This is a genomic window from Helicobacter sp. 13S00482-2 (genome assembly GCF_002272795.1).
Taxonomy (GTDB): Bacteria; Campylobacterota; Campylobacteria; order Campylobacterales; family Helicobacteraceae; genus Helicobacter_J.
On sequence record NZ_MLAT01000046.1, the window covers coordinates 1 to 1,297 of the forward strand.

The 1,297-nt window shown below is 40.5% G+C and carries 1 protein-coding gene; it reads right to left on the reverse strand.

What is annotated here, in order from left to right; genetic code table 11:
- The coding region (locus tag BKH42_RS09020; protein ID WP_219349861.1) for a hypothetical protein at nt 1-1,297 on the reverse strand (1,297 nt) is incomplete at both ends.

Sequence of the window (1,297 nt, forward strand, 5' to 3'; positions counted from 1 at the left end):
CCTTGAAAGTGGATAGGGTTATTAGTAGCATCAGTGGGGACTGCTGTGTTACTTCCTATGAAGTTCATACTCAATCTCCCTCCAATATTATTGATGGTGGCAGTGAGTTCTTTGGAAGTAAGACCCAGAAGGGTATGGGTGCCTGAGAGGACTTGGAGGCCTTTGAAGGTTGAGTTGCCATAGCTATTATTATAAAGATCCAAATAGGTTCCATTCACGCTATTAGCAGAACCACTGATGCCATTATCTTCACCTTTGAGTGTTAAGGTGTTGGCTTGAAGAACACCCCTAAAAGTAGAGCCATTTTCTAAGGTCACATCTCCATCAGGATTTAAAAATCTAGCTGCATTTGAAGTGCCCTTTGCGATGAGCACCCCATCAAAATACGATCCATCATCGAGTTTGAAGTTAGCATAATTTCCTAGTACAATGATATTTTTAGTCCCTTTAGTGAAAAGGCTGCCAGTGTAGGTGGCATTAGTAGTACCACTTGTATTGGCATAAGCTGTGTTTAGATCTAATACCACCCAATCCCCTGCGGAAGTTGCCACTGAACTGTCCATTTCAAGATAGTTATTGGTTGTGGTGGTACTAGACAAACCTCCTCTGAAGCCTCCAAAGTCCTTAAAACCTTTGGCTGAAGTGTTGGCTTTCAAGAAGAGTTTGGAGTTGCTTATATTGATTAAAAAACCATTATCAGTAGGAAGATGATTATACTCTTTGGTAGTAAAATCAGTTCTTAGGATTCCTTCAAAAACAGAATTGTCTTTGAGATTCAACAAGGAACCTTCCCCTGCCACTAATTCATTATTGCCTATAGCAGTTAAGGTACCTGTGAAGTTTGAATTCTTTGTGAGTCTTAAGAACGTATCTTGCATCCTAAGGGTGTTTTTAGCTAAGGGAGTGTAATTTGTGTTTAGATACATGAATGCAGAAGAGCCAGAGAGGAGATTGAGTTCTCCTCCAGTTAGAACGACTTGAGCTCCTCTCTCTGTGTCATCACTAAGTTTTTTATAATAAGCACCATCGGTGATATTAGTGATGAGCCTACCTGTGTAGCTAGAGATCCTGCTCTCATCTGTTGAGATGGTACCATATGTTCCAGCACCATTACTGATGGCTAGATTATTGGTCGCTAGATCTAGATGCAAATAAGACCAATAATTCAAGCCACCATCTTCCATGATTCCTGAAGTGATGTTGGCATTGATGGAAGAGGCATTTCCTGCTTGAATGTACAAATTACCTTGATTAACGATCTCTTTTCCTTGCATCTGGCTGTGATTATTGAGGTTGA